Source organism: Paenarthrobacter sp. TRD_SC_7, assembly GCF_056156245.1.
In genome coordinates this window covers 272027-295132 of record NZ_CM149587.1, presented here as the reverse complement: position 1 = coordinate 295132, position 23106 = coordinate 272027, and the positions used below count along the sequence as shown (strand labels likewise).

Below are 23106 nucleotides of genomic sequence, written 5' to 3'. Positions count from 1 at the left end.
CTAGGCTGGATGCTGGACTTAATCGATGGGAAGGACCCGCTATGAGCGACTTCGAAACCGTGCCTGTGGGCGACATTCCGGCCGACGCCAGCATCCTGGACGTCCGCGAAGATTATGAGTGGGTGGCCGGCCACGTTGAAGGCGCGCGCCACATTCCCATGGATCAACTGCCGGCACGCTTGGACGAGCTGGATCCGGACGACGACCTCTTCATCATCTGCCGCACCGGCGGCCGGTCGTTCCGGGCTGTGCAGTGGTTGGTGGGGCAGGGCTATTCTGCGGTGAACGTGGCCGGCGGCATGGATATGTGGTTCGAGGCTGGCAAGCCGATGGTGTCGGACAGCGGCCTCAAGCCGGTCGTCCTGTAATCACCGCCTCCACGTATATAACCAACAAGGAATATTCCAATGCCGGCAGTTACCTACACGTTTCTCGGCCCTGAGGGCACCTTCACTGAAGCTGCCCTCATGCAGGTACCGGGTGCTGCTGACGCCACTCGGATTCCGTGCACCAACGTCAACACGGCGCTGGACCGGGTCCGGGCCGGCGAGGCTGACGCGGCCATGGTCCCCATCGAGAACTCGGTGGAGGGCGGGGTCACTGCCACCTTGGATGCGATCGCCACAGGCCAAGAGCTCCGGATCATCCGTGAGGCCCTTGTTCCCATCACCTTCGTGCTCGTGGCGAGGCCCGGCGTCGAGCTTTCCGCCATCAAGCGGATCTCGACGCACGGCCACGCCTGGGCGCAATGCCGCCTGTGGGTGGATGAACACCTTCCGAACGCCGATTACGTTCCAGGATCATCGACGGCTGCGTCCGCCATGGGCCTGCTTGAGGACGACGCTCCCTACGAAGCCGCCATTTGCGCCCCGTTAGTGGCTGCCGAACAACCCGGCCTGAATGTTCTGGCCGAGGACATCGGCGACAACCCCGAGGCTGTCACCCGGTTCATCTTGGTCAGCCGACCCGGGTTGCTCCCGGATCGCACCGGAGCGGACAAAACCACGGTGGTGGTGCCGCTGCCTGAGGATCACCCGGGCGCGCTCATGGAGATCCTGGATCAGTTCGCCTCCCGCGGAGTGAACCTGAGCCGCATTGAATCGCGACCCACTGGACAGTACTTGGGCCACTACTTCTTCAGCATCGACGCCGACGGTCACGCCACCGATTCGCGGGTGGCTGACGCTCTTGCGGGCCTCCATCGGATCAGCCCGGCAACCCGGTTCCTGGGCTCCTACGCCCGCGCGGACAAGCAGCCGGCCGTAGTTGCCCCGCATACCTCGGACGCTGCTTTTGCATCGGCGCACGCGTGGGTAGATTCGATCCTGAAAGGCTCGTAGGTACTGTCCACAGGGCAGAAGGGCGGCTCTTTCGCAAGGATGCTTCTGTGCGTATGCTTGCCTGATCCATAAACGATGGATGAATGCCAAATGAAGGGAGCGGTCATGACTGTCCACAGCGATGACAAAGACGGCCAGGGCATGATCGTCAATCCCAAGCCCTCAAGTGAAAACAAAGATGACTGGGACGGCGACGATGCTGATCGTGCGGATCGCCTGCGTTTTGAGGAAGAACAAGCCATGATCAAGGAGCAGTCCGAGGCCCGGGCTGCTGCCAAGGCCGCGGCTGAAGAGGCCGAGAAGAACGCAGCTCAACCCGAGAAGGGCGCTGTCTAGGCGGTCTTGGCCTTCGGTACGCGAACCAGCAGGGACCCTGGCTCCACTTGCACGGTGACCGTTGTAGCCTCACCCGAGGGATCGCCGTCGAGCTGGGTAGCCATGGGTTCCTGGCTGCGGATGATGACTTTCCCGGAGCGGTAGAAGCTCATCATCGGCAGGTTCGCGTTGTGTTTGAACAGAACCTTCGTGTACATGGCGAGCCAGCCGAAGGCGCTGCGCGGGCTCATCACCACAATGTCCAGCATGCCGTCGTCGATCATGGCCTGCGGGATGAAGTCGATGCCGCCGGGAATCAGCCCACAGTTGGCGAATAGTACGCTGCGGATCTTCCGTGCCTGCTCAGGCTGGTCGTCCATTGTGATCGTGACGCGTTTGCGCCGACCTGGAAGGTGGCGGACGCCGGCCTCCGTGTACGCGAGCCAGCCAACACTCTTCTTGAGATCTTCCTTGGTGTCGCCAACAACCTCGGCATCCAAGCCCATGCCGGCGATGACAAGGAACGTGTGTTCAGCGGAATCGCCGGTAATTTCGTTGTCGATGCCCATGGTGGCGGTATCGATGAAACGCTGATGGCCGAACAACGCGATCTGGATGCAGTCGGCGAGGTCCGTGACATCCAAGTCGATGTTGCGCGCCAGCAGGTTTCCGGTGCCTAGCGGGACGAGTCCCATGGCCACATTCTTGTGGGCAAGTGACTCAGCCACAACGCGCACTGTCCCGTCGCCACCGCACGCGAGGACGACGTCGGCTCCGTAGGCCAGCGCTTGGCGCGACTGGCCGTAACCGGGGTCGTCCACTGTGGTTTCAAAGAACTTGGGGGCGTCCCACCCGGCGAGATCGCAGGCGTCCATGATGGCTTGGCGGGCCACTTCCGCGTTGTTTTTCACCGGATTGAGGATGACCGCCACGCGCTGGTCCCCGGCGCCGGGCTTGTGTGAGTCCTCCCGGACCGCGCTCCTGATGTGGCGGGCTTTCAATCGGCGCACACCCCACCAACTGGAGACGGCAAAAGCCACGCCCCCAGCCAGAATCAGGTACAGGATCCAGTCGCTCATGGTGCTCCAACACTATCCTCCCGGGCAGGCCCCTCTTTGCCTCGCCCCCCGGGGCGGCCGGACATAGCCCGCCTCCGGCCGGAAATCCGTGGCAGATTCGATACTCTTGTCTGGTGATCGACGTAAAAGACCTCAGCGAAAATCCGGACAAGTTCCGTGCCAGCCAGCGCGCCCGTGGTGCCGACGAGTCCGTCGTGGACGCGATCATCTCCGCTGACTCCGATCGCCGCGCTGCCCTGATCCGCCACGAAACCCTCCGCGCCGAGCAGAACGCATTCGGCAAGAAGGTGGCGCAGGCCAAGGGCGAGGAAAAGCAGGCCCTACTGGCCGAGGTCAAGGAACTGGCCAACTCGGTGAAGGCTGCTTCCGCTGAAGCCGCTGCTGCCCAAGCCAAGCAGGAAGAGCTGCTCCGCGTCATCCCCAACCTCATTGTGGACGGTGTCCCCGAGGGCGGCGAGGATGACTACGTTGTGGTCAAAACCGTTGGTACTCCGCGCGAATTCACGGACTTCGAACCGAAGGACCACCTGGAAATCGGTGAACTGATCGGCGCGATCGACATGGAACGTGGAGCCAAGGTTTCCGGCTCACGCTTCTACTTCCTCCGGGGCGTCGGTGCCCGGTTGGAGATGGCACTCCTGCAGATGGCCATGGAGCAGGCCATTGACGCCGGCTTCGTCCCAATGATCACGCCTACTTTGGTGCGTCCCGAGACCATGCAGGGTACGGGTTTTGATGTAAAGCACGACGCCGAGATCTACCGTCTCGCTGAAGACGACCTTTATCTTGTGGGAACCTCGGAGGTGGCACTCGCCGGCTACCATGCAGACGAGATCCTGGATCTCTCCGCCGGCCCCATCCGCTACGCGGGCCAGAGCTCCTGCTACCGCCGTGAGGCTGGTTCCCACGGCAAGGACACCCGCGGCATCATCCGCGTGCACCAGTTCAACAAGGTGGAGATGTTCATCTACACCACCGTTGAGGAAGCAGCTGCCGAACACGAGCGCCTGCTGGCTTGGGAAGAAGAGATGCTGGCCAAGTGCGAGCTTCCCTACCGCGTGATCGATACCGCTGCCGGCGACCTCGGCATGTCCGCGGCCCGCAAGTTCGACTGTGAAGCCTGGGTCCCCACCCAGAACGCCTACCGCGAGCTCACGTCGACCTCCAACTGCACCACGTTCCAGGCCCGTCGCCTCAACATCCGCGAACGCGTGATTAATGATGAAGGCGTTGCCAAGGGAACGCGCGCGGTTGCCACACTGAACGGCACACTGGCCACCACACGCTGGATCGTTGCCATCCTTGAGCACCACCAGAACCCGGACGGCTCCGTCAACGTTCCCAAGGCGCTGCAGAAGTACCTTGGCGGGCTTGAGGTTCTTCCGGTTCTTTAGTTTCCACTGATCCCGCCCTCATTCGTCTCGCTGGGCCCTGTGCGGCTCGTGTGGCGGACGAGGGCGGGAGGCCTATTGGGCCTATTTGGGCTTGCGGGCAATCACAATCAGTTCGCCTTGGCCGCTGCCCACGTCCTCGCCGGCCCAGCCGCCGTGAATGTGGTCCACGACGAAGCCCGCGAGGTTCACATCCTGTCGCAGCTGTTCTTCTGTGCGGAATGCAAGGACCGAGAGCTCTGTTTCATCGGTGCTCCCGTTAAAGACGCGGTGCTCGGTCAAGGTGACGAGCCCGTCGATTTCCGGAGTACTTTCGGCCCATGCTTGCAGGATGGAGCCGTCGGGAAGAGTGTGCCGGCGCCGCGTCTTCGCCGGGGTCCAGTGCTCCCACGCCCTGGCTGCAGGGTCGCGGGAATCGAAGACCAATCGACCTCCGGGTACCAGCGCGCGGTGCACGTCGGCAAGGGTTCGGGACCAGTCGCCGTCGTCGTTTATCGCTTGGGCGACGTGCGCAGTCATGATCGCCGCGTCAAAAGCTTCTGCTTCAGGGATCTGCGCCGACGTACCGTCGATCCACGTTACGTCCTCAGCGCCGTGCTTCCCGCGGGCCGCCGTCAGTGAGCCCGGATTTGGATCGATGCCAACAACACGATGACCCGCGCCCGCCACCGCGAGACTGACTCGGCCCGTACCGCATCCAAGATCCAACACCCGGCAGTTTGACCGCTCATTCACGAACGCCAGGAAGAAGTTGTCATCCGCCGCCCATTGATTCTCTGCGTCGTAGAGGGCGGCCAATTGACTTCCGGTCATTCGTGAAGGCATTCACTCACCCTACCGTGGTCAAAACCACCCGTTGTTTACCCCACCCGGCGTTGTGTGGCGGGGAATTACAACAAGGGAAATGGGCACAAAAAAGGAAGGGAAATATCCCTTCCATATTCAATTTATAACGCACATGGGGGCTTGCGGCAAGGCCCCCCTAGTGCCGAACAATTGATCCACGAACCCCCATCACCAACGGAAAAGGGAGTCGTGTGATGCCCAAAACCACCCCATTGAAAAGCACTGCCTTCGCATTGCCTGAGCACCTTGCCCGGAAGGCCGATTCGAAGCTAATCGGGAACGACGAGCAGCAGTTCGAGGCCATGGCAGCGAGCCTTTCCGAATCAATCGCGGAGCTATCCGCACGCCTTGATGCCACGCGAAAGCAGCCCGGCGGTCGGGGGCAGGCGGCCCTGGACCGTGACCAGGAGATTCACCGGCTCACCACACGCCTGCGGGCTCTGCGTCGCTTCGGACTGGACCTTTGCCTGGGCAGGATGGTCACCGCGGACAGTTCGGAACCGGTTTATATCGGCAGGCTAGGCCTCACCGACAACGAGGGCCGCAGGCTCCTGATCGACTGGCGCTCCCCGGCAGCGGAGCCTTTCTTCGGAGCCACCCATGCCAACCCGATGGGCCTGGTAAGCCGCCGCAGATATCGCTGGACGGGGGGCCGGATCAGCGACTACTGGGATGAGGTGTTCACTGCCGACGGCTTGGAAAGTAACGCGGCCCTGGATGACCAGTCCGCCTTTATCGCCAGTTTGGGTAGCAGCCGCTCACCGCAGATGCGGGACGTGCTGGGCACCATCCAAGCGGACCAGGACCAGATCATCCGCGCGGGCTCGCGTGGTGCCTTGGTGGTCGACGGCGGCCCGGGTACCGGAAAGACTGTGGTCGCCTTGCACCGCACGGCGTATCTGCTCTATTCGGATCCCCGGCTGAACGACCGCAGCAACCACCGAAGGAACGATGTCCTGTTCGTCGGCCCACACCAGCCCTACCTCGCCTATGTGGCTGATGTCCTCCCGAGTCTGGATGAGGAGGGTGTACAGACATGCACGCTGAGGGACCTCGTCCCCGAAGGTGCCAGAGCCGCCGTCGAAAGTGATCCCGAAGTGGCCCGGCTGAAGTCGTCCGTTGGGATGGTGAAGGCGATTGAACCCGCCGTGAGGTTTTACGAGCAGCCGCCGTCCGAGGGCATGGAGGTGGAGACTCCGTACGCCGATGTGTGGCTCAGCAGCGATGACTGGGCCGAGGCGTTCGATGCCGCGGAGCCGGGAACACCGCACAACGAAGCCCGCGATGACGTGTGGGAGGCACTGCTGGCTATCCTTGCGGACAAGCTGGACGAGCATGACGTTCCACAGAGCCTGCTCCGCCGCGCGTTCACCCAAAATGTGGAGTTACAGGAGGCGTTCAACAGGACATGGCCGCTCCTCGATTACGCAATGCTGGTGGCCGACTTCTGGAGGGTGCCTGCCTACCTTCGTCTGTGTTCACCTTGGCTGCGACCTGAGGAAAGAGCCAAGCTTCAGCGTGAAGACCCAACCGCCTGGACCACGGCTGACCTTCCCCTGCTGGACGCCGCCAGGCAGCGACTTGGAGACCCCGAGGCGTCACGACGCAGGAGAAGGCAGGAGGCAACACTGGCCGCTGAACGGGAACTCATGGACCGGGTGGTGGATGAGCTGATCACAGCTGATGACTCCGAAAACCTGGAGATGTACATGCTGCGGGGTAATGACATGCGGGACAAACTCGTGGACCAAGGCGCCTTGCCGTCAACGGATCCGGATGTGCTCGCGGGCCCCTTCGCCCACATTGTGGTGGACGAGGCCCAGGAGCTGACGGACACGGAGTGGCAAATGCTGTTGCTTCGCTGCCCTGCCCGGAGCTTCACGGTGGTGGGAGACCGTGCCCAAGCCAGGCACGGGTTCACGGAGACGTGGGAGGAACGCCTCGAACGGGTCGGCTTGGACAACGTGAAGCTGGCTGGCCTCAGCATCAACTATCGAACGCCGGAAGAGGTCATGGCGGAAGCTGAGCCGGTGATTAGGGCTGCCCTCCCGGACGCCAACGTACCTACCTCGGTCCGCAGCAGTGGCATCCCTGTGGTCCACGGAGCAACCAAGGAGCTCGTCGCAATACTGGATACCTGGCTGGAGAAAAACCCTGAGGGCACGGCCTGCGTCATCAGCCGGCAGGCCGCCTTGGCCGCCACCAATCAGGACCGTCTCAGCTGGCTCACTCCTGAATTGGCAAAGGGCTTGGAATTCGACCTCGTCGTCCTCGTCGATCCGGAGGAGTTCGGCCACGGAGTTGAAGGCGCCGTGGACCGTTACGTGGCCATGACGCGCGCCACCCGGCAGCTGGTCATCCTCACAACAGAATGACTATTCACCGTCCGTTAATCCACAGCTGTGGCGCCCGTCCTAGTTCAGTGTCGGAGGTGTCTGCTCTACTGTAAGCATGACTATTTTGACTGATACTCCAGTTGCTGGCATCGATGACCAGCCAAATAACAACAACAAGCTCATGATCGCATTGGACGTCGACGGCACACTCGTGGACCACGACGGCCACATGTCACCGGCTGTTCGCTCCGCAGCACAGGCTGTGGTGGCCAACGGCCACGACGTCATGATCGCCACCGGCCGTTCACTCAATGCGACGCTTCCCATCATCCAGAAGATCGGCCTCGAGCGAGGCTACGCAGTGTGCTGCAACGGCGGCGTGTCGCTCCGCTTGGATCCCGCTTTGGAAAAGGGCTACGAGATCATCCACAAGGCAACGTTCGATCCCGCACCGGCGCTGAAGGCCTTGCGCGAACGGCTCCCCAACGCCAAGTACGCGCTGGAGGATGAGGATGGAAATTTCCTCTCCACGGAGCGCTTCCAGGATGCCAGTTTCGGCGTGGAGTCCGTTGGCGTCGACTTCCAGACAATGTTGGATGCCACGGCGGTCCGCGTAGTGGTCTTCAGCAGCGAGAACACTTCGGAGGAGTTCAACGAGGCCATCAGGCACATCGGACTTTCCGGCGTCACCTACTCGGTGGGGTGGACTGCATGGCTGGACATCGCAGCCGAGGGCGTCACCAAGGCAAGTGCGTTGGAGGCCTTGCGTCACAAGCTCGGCACGGACCAGGCAAACACTGTGGCAGTGGGTGACGGCCGCAACGACATCGAGATGCTCGCCTGGGCTGGGCGCGGCATTGCCATGGGCCAAGCTCCCGACGAGGTGATCGCCGTTGCGGATGAGGTCACAGCGTCAGTGCTCGACGACGGCGCGGCCTTGGTTTTGCGGGGCCTGCTGTAACTGCCACTCGGCACAGCTGGGATGCCTAGACTGGGCCTGTGTTCTACGAAGAGTGCCCGGCGCCAACAACCCTGCAGCCGTTCGTCACCCGGCTGTGGGTTGTTCGCGCGCAGCCTCAGGCACGGTACGAGAAGATTCTCCCCGGCCCAGAGGCGCACCTGATTCTGAACTTGTCAGACCCGTACCGCCTTGTCAGTCCCGCGGAAAGCAGCCCGCCCGGGAGCGGTGAGCGGCCGCAGGCGACAGAAGTCTCCACCGGGTTCTATGCGGGCCTGCAGCGCAGTTATCTGATCAGCGAAAACCCGGATCAGCTCTTCAACGTGGGTGCCCGCCTGACTCCCTACGGCCTGGCAGCGTTCACCAGCCAGCCGCCGTCGGGGTTTCAGAACCGCGTAGTGGACGCCGAAAGTATCTTCCCGGGCTTTACGGAACTGCGTTCGCACCTGGTCGATGCGGAACCGGAGCAGGCATTCGCTGCACTGAGCAACTTCCTGCAGCAACGGCTCAGGCCCGGTTACCGAGCAGATCCCAGAGTAGTCAAGGCAGCCGAAATCCTGGCCGAGGAAGACGTCGAAATAGGCGTTCTGGCGGCGGAGCTGGATATTAGCACATCCACGCTTGAGCGCATCGTTATGCGGGACTGCGGAACCACGGCCAAGGCCTATTCGGATGTGTGCCGCTTCAACAGGATTGTGAACCAGGCGGCAGCGCTCCCCAAGGGCGCAGTGCCGGGGAAGGAGCTACTGCACTTGGCCGACTACTACGACCAGCCGCATCTGATCCGGTCCTTCAGGCGCTTTAGTGGTTTCACGCCGACGGAGTACTTGCAGGTGGTGCAGAACTACGGCGCGGAATATGCCACGTTTGTCCCGCTGGAGGAAGTAGCCGGTTAGCCTGCGGGGTTTTTACAAGACCGCGGCCCTGCCGGGGCGTACCGTCCATTCAGGAACTGCCCACCCCGGAGAGGACAACAATGGACATCCAGATTAATTGGCTCGCAGTGCTGTTGGCTGCATTGGCCACGTTTGTGGTGGGCGGGCTGTGGTATTCGCTGCTCTTCGCCAAGGCGTGGCAGAAGGCTGCGGGCGTGAGCGATGAGCAGTTGAAATCCGGAACTGCGCGGGTGTTTGTGGGCTCGTTCATCCTTGCGGCGGTGATGGCCGTCTTCTTGGCAGCGTTCATTGGCCGGGGTGGCTTCGCGTTCGGGACCTTCGCCGGTCTGGCCGCAGGCCTTGGGTGGGTGGCGACGGCGCTTGGCGTCAATTACCTGTTCGAACGTCGCAGCCTGACGCTGTTCGCGATCAACGGCAGCTACAACGTGGTCACCTTCACGGCCATGGGCGCGATCATCGGCGCGATGCAGGGCTGAGAGCTACTTGAAAACGGTCTGGACCGGCCCGCCGCCGGCCGACTCAACAATGGCCTGCGCGACCACCCGCAGCTTGACGTTCCGGTTGCTTGAGGCTTTCTTGATGAGTTCCATCGCCTCCTCTTGGGTGCAGCGGTTCTGGGCGATGATGATTCCTGTGGCGATGTCGATTACGGTCCTCGACTCCATGGCCGCCCGCAGATTGGCGGCGGTTTGGCTGTGCTGGGCAATCAACACGGCCAGCTGAACGCCCTTGGAGGCCTGCTGGACGTAGTCGTTTGCGCGTTGAACAGCCGCCTGGTCAAAGGCGTTGGGGCGGTCGGAATATAAGTTGAGGCCTGCCCTGGAGGTGTCGTCCGGAAGTGGGAAGGGAACCGCCAGCACGGAGCGAAGGCCATGGCCGGTGATGGCCTCGTTGTAGTCGGGCCAGGTGTTGTCTTTTTCGAAGTCGAGGATATGGATCTGCGTGCCTTCGCGGCAAGCGTGGAGGCAGGGACCGTCGGCAAACGCATACTGGACCTCGTCCAGTTGCCTCGCACGTTCGCTGCTGCTGGCCACGGTGCCGGCTGTGCGGTGACGCATCAGGGTAATTCCGCAATAGACCTCGTTGCCAGGGCTGCTGAACATACTGGCCGAGTGGCGGGCCAACTCCTCGAGGAACGCCTCGACGTCAGGCGTGCTGAGCAGCAGGTCCTGAATATCGGCCAGCACTGCAGTCGCCTCGGCGAGTTGGGGGTCTTCCATGTGGATCTCCGATCCGTGGATATGGCTACCTTTCGAGACTAACCCCGGGCACCCGTTGAAAGCTAATAGTAAGTGTGCTTCTCTTTTTAAGGAGTCTTGCCGTGGGCTCACCCTCACCCGCAGGTCAAAGGATTGAAGCCACATGCGTCAAACCCGACCCCTCAACGTCCACACCAGGACGGCCGCATGCAAACCTGAAGGCAGCATCCGGCAGAGCTTCCAGGACAGCCTGGTCTTGGACCACCTCAATCTGGCCAAGTCCATCGCTGCCCGATATTCCGCCCACACGCACGACCTCGACGACGTCAGGCAGGTTGCGTACATGGGCCTCATCAAAGCCTCTCGCGGCTACGACGAGTCCAAAGGCGTCAGCTTTCCCGCCTACGCCGCACCCACTATCGCCGGTGAGGTCAAGCGCTACCTCCGCGACCATTGCTGGGTTGTGCGCCCTCCACGGACCATCCAGGACGTCCGCCGCCAAGTGCTGGCTCGAACGGAGGAAATGACCCAAACGCTGCAACGCACCCCTTCTCCCGAGGAGGTGGCGGAAGACCTAAGCCTGGAGCCGTGCCAAGTGCGCGAAGCGCTGATGGCCGGTACCAGCAAGCGGCCCGATTCCCTCGATGCTCCCGCGTCCGAAGGGCGTGACGGCCTCCAAGGCTCGCTTTCTGCCTTCGGCTGTCCGACAGACCGGCTCGAGGACGTGCTGGCTCTGCGCAATGCCATCCGTGGTTTGAGCGCCGAGGACCGGCACTTGCTCTACCGCCGCTATTACCGCGAAGAAACGCAGTCCACCATTGCGGAGGCGCTTGGGATGTCGCAGATGCAGGTCTCGCGCAAGCTCTCCAAGATTCTGGTATCCCTCCAAACTCAACTGCTGGACGAGGAAGCCCAGCAGCAGGACGGGACGGCCCCCTAACAAACCACCAGCCGGAAAAGGCCAGTTAGCAGCCGAGCCGCTCCACTGCCTCCAGCACGTCCCGGACGCTGACGGCCAAAAGTGCCGGATCAGGATCGGCGGAGAACACATCACCACGGCGGAGCTCGACGGCGGTCAGCACCACGTGCGGTCCGGGCGGCGGTCCCCACTCCTCAGCGGGCGCAGGACCGAACAGGACAACGGACGGGCATTCATAGGCGGAGGCCAGATGTGCCGCGCCGGTGTCGGCGGAGATGACCAGCCGCGCTTGGGCGATGGTCGCCGCAAACTCGGCGAGGCCCTGCCGCCCAGCCAGCAAGCCGTCGTCGAGGTTTGCTCCTTTGCGCTTTGCCAAGGCGGCCGTTTCCTCTGCCCGGGTGCGCTCTGAGGCGCCGCCCGTGAGTACGACTTCGTGCCCCGCTGCAGCGAGTTCGACGGCAACTTCCGCGAACCGTTCCACCGGCCACAGCCTGCTGCCATACGCCGCGCCCACATGGATCACGGTGGCACCCGGACGCGGCGAAGGGACGGTGGGTCGGTTCAGCCGATAATCGAGTGGATCAGCATCAATGCCGTGCCAGTTGAGCAGGCGCGTCCAGCGCTCACGTTCCGGGATGCCGGTGGTCCACTCAGGTCCATGAGTCGCGGTTGAAGCGTGGGCGACCACCCGGTTGGCCTGCAGTTCCTCTATGCGCAGGCGGCTTTCAGCACCGTTTCCGTGCAGGTTTACCGCGACGTCCACGGCTCCCCGGGGGACGGTCAGCGGGTCATCGAGTCCGGGGGTGGGCAGGTGGTGAATTCCGCCCACCAGCTCCAAAGCCTCGGCGATCCAGGCAGGCGCGGCGTACAGAATCCGGTGCTCGGGGAACGCCCGGCGCAGCCCCCGGAGCGCCGGAACCGCGACCAGGAGGTCGCCGAGTTTCAAAGCGCGCAGGGCAAGCAGCAGGGGTTGATCGTTGCTCTCGTAACTATCCAGACCTGTGTCCATGGTGGCCTCCCGCTAGGAGTCTAGCGGCAGGAAAGTTCTCATGGCCGCACTGTTTAGCGCCCGGAGAACTGGGGAACGTTGCGGGTATGGGAGGAACCGGAACGTTGAAGGCGGTCCTGTTTGACCGCGATGGAACACTCGTTGTTGACGTGCCATACAACGGCGATCCGCAGCTGGTGCGGCCCATGGACGGCGCCCTGTCGGCCCTCGAAAAAGTACGCCGGGCAGGACTGGCCACGGGCGTCGTGACTAACCAGTCGGGCGTGGCGCGAGGCCTGCTGACCTTGGATCAGATGCACTCCGTCAACCAGCGGGTGGAGCAGATGCTGGGTCCGTTCGACGTGTGGGAATTTTGTCCGCACGGACCAGATGACGGCTGCGACTGCCGCAAACCTGAGCCCGGAATGATTCTGGCGGCCTGCCGGACCTTGGGCATCACACCGGAGGAAGCTGCTTTCGTTGGCGATATCGGTGCTGACATGGAGGCTGCCGCTGCGGCGGGTGCGAGGGCTGTGCTGGTGCCGACGAACGTCACCCGCCGTGAAGAGATTGAGGCTGCCGGCAGCGTTGCCGAGGACCTGGGTCATGCGGTGGAGCTCATACTTTCAGGGGCACTGGAAGAACAGGATGCTCCTGTATGAGCCGCGTCCTGGTAGCCCGGTTGGACAGCATGGGCGATGTGCTCCTTTCAGGACCTGCCTTGCGTGCCGTGGCGAACGGAAGCCGGCCCGATGGCAGTCGACCCAACGATGTGGTTCTGCTCTGTGGTCCTGAAGGAGCCAGTGCCGCGGAAATGCTGCCGGGAGTGACCCAAGTGCACACGTGGGCGTGCCCGTGGATTGTGAACCCGGCCCCGCCAGCAACGGAAGCGATGACCAGCGGCCTGATCGACTTCGTCCGGAGTTCGCGGATCGAGGAAGCCGTAATCCTGACGTCCTTCCACCAATCCCCGCTCCCGCTTGCGCTGCTCCTGCGCCTGGCAGGCGTCAAAAAGATCACGGGCGCATCAATTGACTACGCGGGCTCACTCCTGGACGTCCGGCTTAAGCCGGGCGAAGACTTTCCGGAGGACCAGCCGGAAGCGGTACGGGCGCTTGCCATCGCCGAGGCCGGGGGCTACGTCCTTCCGAACGGTGACGATGGAAAACTGCACATCACCTCCGGCCCGGACCCTGAAGGGGTGGCCGACGAACTGGCTGATGAAGGCCCGTACATCGTGGTCCACCCGGGAGCCGCAGCGCCAGCCAGGGCGTGGCCCGCGCTGCACCATGCGGCAACCGTGGAACTTCTTGAGGCCTACGGGCACCGCGTGGTGGTCACGGGAGGGCCCGGTGAGACGTCACTCACGGCCACCGTGGCCGGCCCTTCAGCCAGGAACCTCGGCGGCGGGACCAACCTCCGGACGCTCGCAGCGGTACTGGCGGGCGCCGCCGTCGTGGTTACCGGCAATACCGGTCCCGCCCATCTGGCGGCAGCCGTGGGCACGCCGGTGGTGTGCCTGTTCGCTCCCGTGGTTCCGGCCATCCGTTGGGCGCCCTATGGCGTCCCGCTGGAACTGCTGGGTGACCAGGATGCGGCCTGCAAAAACACCCGCGCCCGCGTCTGCCCGGTGCCCGGTCATCCATGTCTGAGTTCGGTGACCCCGGAGCAGGTTGTCGAAGCTGTTGAACGGCTGCTGGGAGGCGTGTCGTCCCTGTCCACTCGACGAAAGGTCTGGAAACCATGAGGATCTTGGTGTGGCACGTCCACGGCGGATGGATGGAGGCATTCGTCCGCGGCCAGCATGAATACCTGCTTCCGAAGTCGTCCGACGGCGGCGCCTGGGGTTTGGGGCGAGGTGGCCGTGAGTGGCCTGCCGCCGCCCAAGAGGTGGACCTGGACAGCCTCGACCCGGACAGTGTGGACGCTGTGGTCCTGCAACGGCCCGAGGAAATCGCAGCTGTCGCCCGGACCCTGGGCCGCCGCCCCGGCATAGACCTGCCCGCCGTGTACCTGGAGCACAACACCCCCAAGGGTGACGTCCCGTTCACGCTCCACCCGCTGGCAGACCAGAGCACTATTCCGGTGGTCCATGTTACCCATTTCAACCAGCTCTTCTGGGACACGGGCACGGCAACCACCACGGTGATCGAGCACGGCATTCCTGATCCCGGGCGCTTGTACACCGGCGAGCAGGAAGAAATGGGTGTGGTGGTCAACGAACCCGTTCGACGCGGCCGCGTCACCGGGACGGACCTCCTGCCCGGATTCGCCAGTGTGGGGCCGCTGCGCGTGTTCGGCATGGGTACAGAAGCTTTGCCGGAAGCGCTGAACCTCAAAGGATTCGGGCTGAGCGAGGAACGGCTCCACATTGCCGGCGACATACAGGCACCAAAACTCCACCAGGAACTGGCCCGCTGCCGCCTATACCTGCACCCGCTCCGCTGGACCTCACTGGGGTTGGCCCTGCTGGAAGCCATGCACCTCGGCATGCCCGTCCTAGCTCTTGCCACTACCGAAGCGAGCCGCGCTATACCGCTCGGGGCCGGCCTGGTCTCCAATGACATCGACGATCTCCAAAGGTTCGCCCGGCGGCTGCTGGACGACCCCGACGACGCGTACGCCATGGGCATGATCGCTCGCGAGGCCGCACTGCAACGCTACGGACTCGACAAGTTCCTTCGAGCCTGGGACGAACTCCTGGCCGAACTCCCCAAGGGCACACGTGGGGGAAGCCGTCCGCAACCCGGTATAGCTTCCGCCGGCCATGCCACAGACGCCAGCCATGACACAGAGAGGACACACCTATGAAAATCTCCATGGTCTCCGAACACGCCAGTCCGCTGGCTGCCTTGGGGGGCGTTGACGCCGGAGGACAGAACGTCCACGTGGCGGCACTTTCATCAGCCCTGGCAGATCGCGGACATCAGGTCACGGTGTATACGCGGCGTGATGACCCCGGCCTACCAGCAAAGGTGCACGTAGGGCAGGGGCTCACCGTCGTTCACGTAGACGCCGGCCCGGCACGCCGCATCGCCAAGGACGAGCTCCTGCCTTTCATGGGGGAGCTGGCCGACGGTATCTGCGAGGACTGGGGAGGCCAGTTGCCGGACGTGATGCACGCGCACTTCTGGATGTCCGGCCTCGCTGCCATCCAAGCGTCCAGACGGGCTGGAGCGGCAGATCCCGTGCCTGTAGTGCAGACTTTTCACGCCCTCGGATCCGTGAAGCGCCGCCACCAAGGGGCCGCGGACACCAGCCCACCCGCCCGGGAATGGCTGGAACCGTGGGTGGGCCGCACCGCCGATTGGGTCATTGCCACATGCCCGGACGAAGTGTTCGAACTCAAGGCCCTGGGCATCAGCCGGTCAAAGATCTCCATTGCCCCCTGCGGCGTGGACCTCACCCTGTTCCCTGGAACGTCCGACGCCGAAACCAAGTCGCGGACGCATCGCATCCTCAGTGTGGGACGCCTCGTGCAACGCAAGGGCGTGGACCTGATCATCCAGGCCCTGCCGCTCCTCGCGGAGGCGGGCTTCAACGACGTCGAGCTCCTGATTGTTGGTGGTTCCGGCGATGCCCTGACACTTGAAGAAGACCCGGAGGCCCAGCGGCTCCATACCTTGGCGAAGGAACTCGGAGTCGAGGACAAGGTAACCATGCGCGGCCAGGTCCCACGGGATGCGATGCCGGGTATTTTCCGGAGCGCGGACGCCGTGGTCTGCGCCCCTTGGTATGAGCCCTTTGGCATCGTGCCGCTCGAAGCCATGGCCTGCGGAGTGCCCGTGGTGGCGGCGGCCGTGGGCGGACTCCGGGAGACGGTCGTTGACCAGAAAACCGGCCTGCACATCCCGCCCCGGGACCCGGAAGCCCTCGCGGAAGCCCTCGGAAAACTGTTGGGAGATCCGGAGCTCCGGGCTGACATGGGGCGGGCCGGGGCTCGCCGGGCCCGCTCCCGCTACTCCTGGGAACGCATCGCAGCGGACACCGAGAAAGCCTATCGGTCCGTCCTGGCTGCCGGGCTGTCCCGGCAAGCCGACCAAGACTTGGAACCCTTGGAAGGAACGGCGCTGTGATTATCAAAGGCCTTGCGACCACCGAATCCACCGTCCCCGCCACTGTCCCGGACACACTGCCGGCCCGTTGGTCCCCGGACGTCAGTAATTCCACGCATCACGCCGAGGTCACAAACCACCTGGACAACGTCTTGCCAGCGCTGGAGTCGTTGCGCTCGCAATCGGGGCGCTTATCCGAGTGGGGAACCGAACTCGCCAACCGGCTGTTGTCCGGGCAACGCTTGCTGGCAGCCGGCAATGGTGGTTCAGCGGCTGAGGCGCAACACCTCACGGCCGAGCTCGTGGGCAGGTTCGATGATGAGCGCGCACCATTCTCCGCGATATCGCTCCACGCCGAGTCCTCCGCCGTCACGGCCCTCTCCAACGACTACGGCTACGAGGAAGTGTTCGCACGCCAAGTCAGGGCGCACGGCCGGGCGGGCGACGTCCTCATTCTTCTTTCTACTAGTGGACGCAGCCCCAACCTGCTCAAAGCCGTCCGCGCAGCACGGGAACGCGGCATCACCACGTGGGCACTTACCGGCACCGGCCCCAACCCGCTCGCCGATGCCTGCGATCAAGCCATTACCGTGGACGCGATCGCCGCGAACGCCCAGGAAGGACACCTCATCGCCGTCCACGCTGTGTGCCGGGCCTTTGATGCCGAGGTGGCCAAGCGTGCCACGTCTTTCGGCGCCGGCTACGGCCCAGGCTCCTCCGGGGGCGGGCAACCATGAGGATCACGATAGTAGGGGACGTTCTCCTCGACGTCGACATCAACGGGGCCGCCACACGACTCAGCCCCGACGCGCCGGTGCCGGTGGTCGATGTGGCCGACATCCGGCGTCGGGCAGGCGGCGCGGGACTCGTGGCTACCGTTCTTGCACAGGACGGCCACGACGTTGCGCTGGTCACCGCACTGTCCGACGACGACGGCGCCAGCCACCTCGGGCGCGCACTGACCGGTGTGTCGGTGCTTGCCGGGGCCCCGCTCGCCCCAACGCCCACCAAGACCCGAGTGCGGATCGGGACGCATCCAGTGGTTCGGTTCGACGAAGGGTGTGGCCCGGCACCGGTTCCGTCGAACACGGGGGAGATGCTTGCTGCCATTGCTTCCGCCGAGGCTGTTGTGGTGGCTGATTATGGCCGTGGGATCACCGCCAACCCGAACATCCGTGCCGCGCTCGCCGAGGCCGCCCGCCGAGTCCCTGTGGTCTGGGATCCGCATCCGGCCGGTTCCGAGCCCGTGGCGGGGGTCGCCGTCGTGACTCCAAACCTCTCCGAAGCGAAGGCATCCGCGAAGGCGGGCGGACTTGAACCGTCCCGCACAGGCGCCGAAGAAGCAGGCCGGTACCTACTGGAAAAGTGGGGGAGTCACGCTGTGCTTGTGACCAGGGGCGAAGACGGGGCGCTCTTGCTGTCAGCGGATGTTGCGGCGCAGGGCATCCCCGCGCCCAGGACCAACGTCAGCGATCCTTGCGGCGCCGGCGATCGACTGGCAGGAAGCCTTGCCGTGTATCTGGGGCTCGGGCTGAAACTCGCGCAGGCCGCCACCCGGGCTGTGGAGGACGCGTCAGCATTCCTCGCCGCTGGGGGAGCGGCGGTGCTGGCGGAGGTGACTGAGGCGCCTGGGGCCAGTCCCGTCGTCGAACTCAAGGGCCTGGAACTGGTTGACACTGGCGACCTTCACCCCGACGGCGTCCAGCTCGCCAGGTCCATCCGCCAATCGGGAGGAACCGTGGTGGCGACGGGCGGATGCTTCGACCTCCTTCACGCAGGTCATGCCCGCACCCTGGCTGCCGCTCGCGGCATGGGAGACTGCCTCATCGTCTGCCTGAACTCCGATAAATCGGTCCGGCGGCTCAAAGGCGCACACCGGCCCATCGTCAGCGTGGAAGACCGCGCGGAATTGCTGCTGGCACTGGAATGTGTTGACGCCGTGGTGGTCTTCGGCGAGGACACCCCCGAAGCCTGCCTCATCGAAATCCGGCCCGATATCTGGGTCAAGGGTGGCGATTACAACCCCGAAGAATTGCCGGAAGCCCGCCTGGTTGCGGGCTGGGGAGGGCAATGCGTCACTGTGCCCTTCCATCCGGCGCGCTCCACCAGCGGCCTGGCTGCGGCGCTTGCCAAGGTCGGCTGACATTCAGCAGAAACCAAACGAAAGGAACCGCATGAACACGCAAACACCTGGCCGCGTCATCGTCACTGGAGGCGGCTCCGGCCTGGGCGCTGCGATCGTGGAAGCCATCCGCGATGCCGGCGGCACGCCGTTCGTCTTCGACCGGGATGTCAGCAATGTCTCCGGTGCCAAGGCGCTGGAAGTGGATGTTTCCAATCGAGAAGCCGTGGAAGCTGCCGTCCAGGAGGCCGCCGAAACCCTTGGGGGACTGGACGGAGTGGTGACGGCGGCAGGCATCGATCGCTGCGGCAAATTGGGCGACGTCCCGGCGGAGGAATGGGAAAAGGTCATCGGAGTGAACCTGTTGGGCACGGTCTCCGTGGTCCGCGCGGCACTACCGTACCTGAAGGAATCCCGCGGCAGGGCCATCACCATCGCCTCCACACTGGGCCTCAGGGCACTGCCGGATGCCACGGCCTACTGCGCCTCAAAGTTTGGCGTCATCGGCTTCAGCCGGGCACTCGCGGCTGAGACCGGGGGCGTCATTGGTGTCACCACCATCATCCCGGGCGGTATGAAGACCCACTTCTTCGACGACCGCGACGAACAGTACAAGCCGCAGGACGCTTCCAAGCTCAACGACCCCGCCAACGTGGCGCAGGCCGTGGTGTTCGCCCTGTCCCAGCCGTTCGGCAGCGAGGTCCGCGAGCTCCTTATTTGCCCCGCAGAAGAAGGCTCGTGGCCGTAAGGTCCAGCACGTCCTGAACAACGTCGGCCACGGCGATGCCCTTGATGAGGGTGTCGTCGTGGCCGCAATGCGGCGCGGTCCAACCCACTTGCGTAACGTCCGCCCCGCAGCGCGGACACAGGATCACCCACGACATATGGACGCGGTGCATGCCCCTGCCCCTCGGGCCCGCATTGAACGCGTTGCCCACCCAATAGATCCCTACCGTCGGAGTCCCCACTGCCTGGGCAAGGTGCCGGGGGCCGCTGTCACTGGCGAGCATCACCGTGGCTTCATTCAGGAGTGCCGCCAAGTCTCCTATCTCCAGTTCGCCGGCCACGGAGCGCACGGCCTGCCGGTCGTTCTCCGCCAGTTGCCGGGCCGTGAGCTCCGCTACTTCCTGCGTCAGGGCCTTCTCTGAACGGTCGCCAACAATCAACACCTGCGCGCCTTCCCGCGCTAATTCCGCCGCCGCTTCAGCAAAGCACGAGGCCGGCCATCGCCTCCGCGGATCGGTGGCACCCGGGTGAACCACCACCAGCGATCTGCGCTGATGGTCCCGGAAACCCGCGATATTCCGTTGATGCTCCGGCGTTGGGAGCAGGGGAGGGGCGACGATCGACGGAGCTCCGGCAAGGCCTGCGACCTCCAGCCAGCGGTCCGGTTCGTTTTGGTAGTACACGTAGTCCAGGTTCCGCTCCAGCCGTTCCGCATCCCTGGTGCGCGTGCCCACAGTATGCCGGGCGCCCAGGCGGAGCAGGAAAGGGTTGGAGAAACGCCCGCCGCCATGCATCTGGAATGCAATATCGAACTCCCTCGCCTGCATCGCCTCGAAAAAGGACTCTTGCGCCGCCACGTCCTCAGCATCATCCTGGAAGCGCTCGCCGTTGCGGGGGCCGTCGTGGACGCCCCGCGTCACGGGCAGCATTTCGACGTCGTCCACCGGACCTTCCGTCGCGGCAACCACCGCCGCGTGGACGGGTGTGCCCAGGACCGTGATGGTGGCACCAGGGTACGCCTCCTTAAGGGCGTGGAGGGCAGGGTAGGTGTAAATCAGGTCGCCCAAACCGCCACCCCTGAGGATCGCAATCCGTTTCACATCGCTGAACTTTTCCAGCACGGGACCCACGCCGGGGCTCAGTTTCGCCAGCGGATTCTCCATGGATGATTCCTTTCGCTGCGAAGACTGCCGGGCGGGTTCTTCCGTAGTTCGGGCCGCAGTGGATCCGTGCGGAAACTCCCGGGTCGGGCGTGTGAAGCGCCTGCCGCGGGGTACCTGAGGGGAACAGGAAACTGTAAGCCCAACCGGAAGGTACCCCATGGCACGCCTCTCCAATCATGAAGGCCTGGCCAATCAAGAAGGTCTGGCTGACTGGTTGCCAGGCCGCTTGGCCGAGGAACGTCCTGTAGTGACGGTCATAGGCGATTCCATCCTGGACGGCTGGTGGGATGGGACGATTGAGCGGTTCTGCCGCGAAGCGCCTGCCCCCGTGGTCCAGGTCCAGCGCCGCGACTTCGCCCCAGGAGGAGCTGCCAACACAGCCATGAACCTCGCCGCGATGGGGGCGGATGTTCGTTTCGTTTCACTGATCGGAGAGGACTCAGGAGGCCGCACGCTCCTCGAGCAGCTCCGGTCGGCAGGCGTGGATGTATCGCACGTCGTGTCGCATGCCGGCATGACCACCACCACCAAATTCCGCGTGAGTAGTGGCGGGCAGGTGATGCTGCGCTTGGACGACGCTGCCATTGAGGTCCCCGCCGATGGCCTCCGCCGCGTGGCCGCGGCCATTCCTGAAGCACTTCCGGGCTCATCGGCCGTTGTGTTGTGCGATTACGGAGCAGGCGCTTTGGAAGGATCCGTGCGCGAGGCCATTCTTGAGAATTTAGCTCCGGCGAGTGAGGACGCGAAAGCCCGCTCAGCAGTAGTCCGGCAGGACACCTTGGTAGTAGTCGACGCACACTATCCGGGACAATGGGCCGACCTCAAGCCTGACCTCGCAACTCCGAATGCGCAGGAAGCGGCCAGATTGCTCGGGAGCGAGTTCCCCGGAGGCGCTGCCAGGTGCCCCTTCGTGGAGGCGCACGCGGACCAGCTCCTTCGTGCCTCAGGTGCGGCCGCCGTCGTCGTTACTTTGGACCGGGAGGGGACCCTGACGATCCGGCCAAACGGCACCTCCCAAAAACCGGCAACCCACCGAACCTGGGCGCGGCCCCAGGCGGAAAAGCAGGCCTCGGGCGCCGGCGATACTTTCGTGGCAGCGTTAACTATTGCCCGTGCTGCGGGTCTGCCGCTGACCACCAGCGTGGATCTTGCCCAAGCTGCAGCCGATGTTGTTGTCCACCGGCCAGGTACCTCCGTCTGCACCACTGACGAACTCGCGAAGCACCTCCGGGGCTTTGCGGATACAGCACTTACGGACGCCGAGTTGGCTCGCCAGGTGGAGGAGCACCGCCGGGAGGGCAAGCGGATTGTGCTCACCAATGGGTGCTTCGATGTCCTCCATCGCGGCCATACGCGATACCTCAATCAGGCCAAGCAACTGGGCGATGTGTTGGTGGTTGCCCTGAACAGCGATTCCTCAGTGCGGAAGCTTAAGGGCCCGGACCGGCCGGTCAACCATGAGGCCGATCGCGCGGCAGTGATCGCGGCATTGAGCTGTGTGGACCATGTCACCGTTTTCGATACTCCGACGCCCATACCACTCATTGAGCTCCTGCAACCGGATGTCTACGCCAAGGGCGGCGACTACACACCCGAAATGCTCCAGGAAACCGAGGCCGTGGAACGCTACGGCGGCACTGTGACCATCCTGGACTACGTGCCCGAGCACTCCACCACAGCGGTCCTGGAACGCATCCGCTCCTCGGGCGAAAGCCCGCAGGCCTAAGGAAGAATGCCATGCGTATTGTCATCACAGGCGCCACCGGCCATGTGGGCACAGAGGTCCTGAAACGGCTTCAGGCCGCCCGGACCGAGGAAGGCGCTGATCTTGAGCTTGTGGGCATCGTCCGCCGGAAGCCCGATCAGGATGCCGCGCCCTATCACGGGGTGGAGTGGCGCACGCTGGACATCGGCGCCATGGAGGATCAGCCGGCATTGGAAGCGGCCATGGCCGGAGCAGACGCTGTGGTGCACCTTGCCTGGCTGATCCAACCGAACCATAACCGCGAACTGCTTCGGCGAACCAACGTGGCGGGAACAGCCCACGTCCTGGCGGCTGCCCGAAAGGCCGGAGTAGGACACATCGTGTGCGCTTCCTCAGTAGGCGCATATTCGCCGGCACCAAAGGACCAGCGGACCAAGGAGGGCTGGCCTGCGGCCGGCGTTGGGACGTCCCACTACAGCGCGGACAAGGCCGCACAGGAGAGGCTGCTGGACGGATTCGCCAAGGACAACCCGCACATTGTGGTTGCGCGGCTTCGTCCCGCCCTGACATTCAGCGCCGGGGGTGGCAGCGAGGTTGGCCGTTACTTCCTGGGGCGGGTCCTGCCGCGACTGGTTCCACGGAAGCCGTGGCTGCCGCTGCTCGCAGTCCCCAAAGAACTGGTGTTCCAGGCAGTGCACGCAGCCGATGTTGCTGATGCCTACTGGCGCGTGCTGGAGCGAAAGGCGGAAGGTGCCTTCAACATCGCCGCCGAGCCGGTCATAGACCCCAACGCCTTGGCATGGATTTTCAACGCCCGGCGGGTGATGCCGTTCCCGCTCCCGGTGCTCCGCGCCGTCGTCGAGGTTAGTTGGCGACTCCGGCTGCAGGTGACCGACGGCGGCTGGGTGGACATGGCCGCCAACGCGCCCATCATGGACACGGCCAGGGCGCACAGCCTCCTGGGGTGGTCGCCGAGGCATTCCTCCTTGGAATCACTGGCGGAAATGCTGGACGGGATCGGTGCGGGTAAGGGCCGGAAGGCCTCGCCTCCGCTCGAACCGCGCTAAC

Annotated in this window: 23 protein-coding genes; 18 read left to right on the top strand and 5 right to left on the bottom strand. The window is 64.1% G+C overall.

Annotated features, from left to right (window positions below; genetic code table 11):
* Positions 1-41: 41 nt before the first annotated feature.
* The 3 genes from AC0J5Z_RS01495 to AC0J5Z_RS01485 all read left to right on the top strand — a co-directional run bounded on the left by AC0J5Z_RS01495 (position 42) and on the right by AC0J5Z_RS01485 (position 1676).
* Positions 42-368, top strand: a complete 327-nt coding sequence (locus AC0J5Z_RS01495; RefSeq protein ID WP_475036982.1) for a rhodanese-like domain-containing protein — start codon at positions 42-44, stop codon at positions 366-368.
* A gap of 39 nt (positions 369-407) precedes the next feature.
* A complete protein-coding gene (pheA, locus tag AC0J5Z_RS01490) occupies positions 408-1340 on the top strand; it encodes a prephenate dehydratase (protein WP_475036980.1) in 933 nt (310 codons plus the stop codon).
* A gap of 105 nt (positions 1341-1445) precedes the next feature.
* Positions 1446-1676: a hypothetical protein gene (locus AC0J5Z_RS01485; protein ID WP_310208434.1), complete on the top strand. Its 231-nt coding sequence runs from the start codon at positions 1446-1448 to the stop codon at positions 1674-1676.
* On the opposite strand, the gene AC0J5Z_RS01480 is transcribed toward AC0J5Z_RS01485, so the two are convergent.
* Positions 1673-2734: a diacylglycerol/lipid kinase family protein gene (locus AC0J5Z_RS01480; RefSeq protein ID WP_475036978.1), complete on the bottom strand. Its 1062-nt coding sequence runs from the start codon at positions 2732-2734 to the stop codon at positions 1673-1675. The two genes, AC0J5Z_RS01485 and AC0J5Z_RS01480, sit on opposite strands and share 4 nt — an antisense overlap.
* 113 nt (positions 2735-2847) lie before the next feature.
* Here AC0J5Z_RS01480 and serS point away from each other — a divergent pair, with 113 nt between their 5' ends.
* Positions 2848-4128, top strand: a complete 1281-nt coding sequence (gene serS / locus AC0J5Z_RS01475) for a serine--tRNA ligase (RefSeq protein WP_475036975.1) — start codon at positions 2848-2850, stop codon at positions 4126-4128.
* Positions 4129-4209: 81 nt separating this feature from the next.
* Here the strand turns inward: serS and AC0J5Z_RS01470 are convergent, their stop codons facing one another.
* Positions 4210-4938 carry a class I SAM-dependent methyltransferase gene (locus AC0J5Z_RS01470; RefSeq protein WP_475036972.1) on the bottom strand — a complete coding sequence of 243 codons (729 nt, stop codon included), beginning with the start codon at positions 4936-4938 and terminating at the stop codon, positions 4210-4212.
* Positions 4939-5165: 227 nt separating this feature from the next.
* On the opposite strand from AC0J5Z_RS01470, the gene helR reads away from it, so the two are divergent.
* From helR to AC0J5Z_RS01450, 4 genes are all read left to right on the top strand, one after another.
* Complete coding sequence (helR, locus tag AC0J5Z_RS01465; protein WP_475036967.1) at positions 5166-7346, top strand: RNA polymerase recycling motor ATPase HelR; 2181 nt, start codon at positions 5166-5168, stop codon at positions 7344-7346.
* Positions 7347-7422: 76 nt separating this feature from the next.
* Positions 7423-8268 carry an HAD family hydrolase gene (locus tag AC0J5Z_RS01460; RefSeq protein WP_475036965.1) on the top strand — a complete coding sequence of 282 codons (846 nt, stop codon included), beginning with the start codon at positions 7423-7425 and terminating at the stop codon, positions 8266-8268.
* 38 nt (positions 8269-8306) lie between these two features.
* The gene (locus tag AC0J5Z_RS01455; RefSeq protein WP_475036963.1) at positions 8307-9161 is read left to right on the top strand and encodes a DUF6597 domain-containing transcriptional factor; all 855 of its coding nucleotides are present in this window, start codon (positions 8307-8309) and stop codon (positions 9159-9161) included.
* 80 nt (positions 9162-9241) lie between these two features.
* Positions 9242-9637 carry a DUF1761 domain-containing protein gene (locus tag AC0J5Z_RS01450; protein WP_475036961.1) on the top strand — a complete coding sequence of 132 codons (396 nt, stop codon included), beginning with the start codon at positions 9242-9244 and terminating at the stop codon, positions 9635-9637.
* A gap of 3 nt (positions 9638-9640) precedes the next feature.
* On the opposite strand, the gene AC0J5Z_RS01445 is transcribed toward AC0J5Z_RS01450, so the two are convergent.
* The gene (locus AC0J5Z_RS01445) at positions 9641-10381 is read right to left on the bottom strand and encodes a GAF and ANTAR domain-containing protein (RefSeq protein ID WP_475036959.1); all 741 of its coding nucleotides are present in this window, start codon (positions 10379-10381) and stop codon (positions 9641-9643) included.
* A 142-nt stretch (positions 10382-10523) separates the two neighbouring features.
* Here AC0J5Z_RS01445 and AC0J5Z_RS01440 point away from each other — a divergent pair, with 142 nt between their 5' ends.
* Positions 10524-11300: a sigma-70 family RNA polymerase sigma factor gene (locus tag AC0J5Z_RS01440; protein ID WP_475036957.1), complete on the top strand. Its 777-nt coding sequence runs from the start codon at positions 10524-10526 to the stop codon at positions 11298-11300.
* A 25-nt stretch (positions 11301-11325) separates the two neighbouring features.
* Here AC0J5Z_RS01440 and AC0J5Z_RS01435 read toward each other — a convergent pair whose 3' ends face one another.
* Entirely contained in the window at positions 11326-12288 is a 963-nt protein-coding gene (locus AC0J5Z_RS01435; RefSeq protein WP_475036955.1) for a glycosyltransferase family 9 protein, read from the bottom strand.
* Positions 12289-12374: 86 nt separating this feature from the next.
* On the opposite strand from AC0J5Z_RS01435, the gene AC0J5Z_RS01430 reads away from it, so the two are divergent.
* From AC0J5Z_RS01430 to AC0J5Z_RS01400, 7 genes are read left to right on the top strand one after another with little or no spacing between them, the layout of a single operon-like run.
* Positions 12375-12929 (top strand): D-glycero-alpha-D-manno-heptose-1,7-bisphosphate 7-phosphatase, encoded by a 555-nt coding sequence (locus AC0J5Z_RS01430; protein WP_475036953.1) that lies wholly within the window; start codon positions 12375-12377, stop codon positions 12927-12929.
* Positions 12926-14014 carry a glycosyltransferase family 9 protein gene (locus AC0J5Z_RS01425; protein ID WP_475036950.1) on the top strand — a complete coding sequence of 363 codons (1089 nt, stop codon included), beginning with the start codon at positions 12926-12928 and terminating at the stop codon, positions 14012-14014. The genes AC0J5Z_RS01430 and AC0J5Z_RS01425 overlap by 4 nt, the downstream gene beginning before the upstream one ends.
* Complete coding sequence (locus AC0J5Z_RS01420; protein ID WP_475036947.1) at positions 14011-15078, top strand: glycosyltransferase; 1068 nt, start codon at positions 14011-14013, stop codon at positions 15076-15078. The genes AC0J5Z_RS01425 and AC0J5Z_RS01420 overlap by 4 nt, the downstream gene beginning before the upstream one ends.
* Complete coding sequence (locus AC0J5Z_RS01415; RefSeq protein ID WP_475036945.1) at positions 15075-16343, top strand: glycosyltransferase; 1269 nt, start codon at positions 15075-15077, stop codon at positions 16341-16343. The genes AC0J5Z_RS01420 and AC0J5Z_RS01415 overlap by 4 nt, the downstream gene beginning before the upstream one ends.
* Before the next feature lie 56 nt (positions 16344-16399).
* Positions 16400-17059: a D-sedoheptulose-7-phosphate isomerase gene (locus tag AC0J5Z_RS01410; protein WP_475039491.1), complete on the top strand. Its 660-nt coding sequence runs from the start codon at positions 16400-16402 to the stop codon at positions 17057-17059.
* On the top strand, positions 17056-18465 hold the full coding sequence (locus AC0J5Z_RS01405; protein WP_475036943.1) for a PfkB family carbohydrate kinase: 1410 nt from the start codon (positions 17056-17058) through the stop codon (positions 18463-18465). The genes AC0J5Z_RS01410 and AC0J5Z_RS01405 overlap by 4 nt, the downstream gene beginning before the upstream one ends.
* Before the next feature lie 31 nt (positions 18466-18496).
* Complete coding sequence (locus AC0J5Z_RS01400) at positions 18497-19192, top strand: SDR family oxidoreductase (RefSeq protein ID WP_475036941.1); 696 nt, start codon at positions 18497-18499, stop codon at positions 19190-19192.
* Here the strand turns inward: AC0J5Z_RS01400 and AC0J5Z_RS01395 are convergent.
* Complete coding sequence (locus AC0J5Z_RS01395; protein ID WP_475036939.1) at positions 19158-20333, bottom strand: glycosyltransferase family 9 protein; 1176 nt, start codon at positions 20331-20333, stop codon at positions 19158-19160. The two genes, AC0J5Z_RS01400 and AC0J5Z_RS01395, sit on opposite strands and share 35 nt — an antisense overlap.
* 157 nt (positions 20334-20490) lie before the next feature.
* Between AC0J5Z_RS01395 and rfaE2 the strand changes: the two genes are divergently transcribed.
* Together rfaE2 and AC0J5Z_RS01385 are read left to right on the top strand one after the other, a co-directional pair.
* The gene (gene rfaE2 / locus AC0J5Z_RS01390) at positions 20491-22059 is read left to right on the top strand and encodes a D-glycero-beta-D-manno-heptose 1-phosphate adenylyltransferase (RefSeq protein WP_475036937.1); all 1569 of its coding nucleotides are present in this window, start codon (positions 20491-20493) and stop codon (positions 22057-22059) included.
* A gap of 11 nt (positions 22060-22070) precedes the next feature.
* Positions 22071-23105: an NAD-dependent epimerase/dehydratase family protein gene (locus tag AC0J5Z_RS01385; RefSeq protein WP_475036935.1), complete on the top strand. Its 1035-nt coding sequence runs from the start codon at positions 22071-22073 to the stop codon at positions 23103-23105.
* Position 23106: the final 1 nt, after the last annotated feature.